The 757-nt window shown below is 46.5% G+C and carries 3 protein-coding genes; 2 read left to right on the forward strand and 1 reads right to left on the reverse strand.

The window, feature by feature from the left end; translation table 11 throughout:
• Positions 1-156 precede the first annotated feature (156 nt).
• Both OSCIL6407_RS37515 and OSCIL6407_RS0129230 read left to right on the forward strand, forming a co-directional pair.
• Positions 157-300, forward strand: coding sequence for a hypothetical protein (locus OSCIL6407_RS37515; protein ID WP_234709979.1), 144 nt, complete (start codon positions 157-159; stop codon positions 298-300).
• 51 nt (positions 301-351) lie between these two features.
• A complete protein-coding gene (locus OSCIL6407_RS0129230) occupies positions 352-591 on the forward strand; it encodes a DUF4258 domain-containing protein (RefSeq protein WP_019488054.1) in 240 nt (79 codons plus the stop codon).
• Here the strand turns inward: OSCIL6407_RS0129230 and OSCIL6407_RS33190 are convergent.
• On the reverse strand, positions 569-757 hold a 189-nt coding region (locus OSCIL6407_RS33190; protein WP_234709980.1), incomplete at its 5' end, for a DUF3685 domain-containing protein. The genes OSCIL6407_RS0129230 and OSCIL6407_RS33190 overlap by 23 nt on opposite strands.

The following is a 757-nucleotide window of genomic DNA, read 5'->3' on the forward strand; positions in this document are numbered from 1 at the left end:
AGCGGATAGTTGCTGAGCTCACGCCTGACCCTGGACTGTTACCTCCGCCTAAAACGAGGGGACGACCTAAGGGAAAAAATCAGATCCAGAGTATGAGGCGGCGATCGCCTACATTCGCAGAAAACGCACCTGCAAGTTAAGAGGCGGCTCCTGGATTTGGCAGAAGAGGAGGTAAAGTTAGACTTCTCAGAACTGGTGCAGGAGTTGCTAGAGGTGTGGGTGCTGTTCGAGCAAGGGGCGGAACCGGATAGCCTAATAGCTAGATTATCGAATATCCGAAAATCTGGTAATTCGGATTAGAGCGAGGGTTTATAGGTAAGACTGAGGACTGTAAAAGTTGAGTACATTAACATGGAAAACTTCCGTTACCAGCTAACTGAGCATGCATCCGAACAAGTGAGCAAACGTAATATCCAATTGGAATGGATCGAGCAAGTTCTCCAGTCCCCCATCAAAACAAAACCAGATGATAAAGATCCGGAGCTTCGGGCTGCTTATGGAGTTATACCTGAAAAGGATGATCGTATTTTACGGGTAGTTTACAATTTCACTGTAGAGCCTTGGAAAATTAACCAATTCCTCGTCCAATAACTTGCGTCAGCACATAGACAACTCCCGTGCCCAGAAAAGCGATAATTGCTCGGACACGAGGAGCTGTCGCGTCCCTCATTTCTAATACCAGTGTCACCACCAACTGCACGCCCGAAAGTTGAGCTAACTCCTGATTCCTAGGAGAATAAATTGATATTTTCTGAAT

The organism is Kamptonema formosum PCC 6407, from assembly GCF_000332155.1.
GTDB classification, from domain to species: Bacteria; Cyanobacteriota; Cyanobacteriia; order Cyanobacteriales; family Microcoleaceae; genus Kamptonema; species Kamptonema formosum.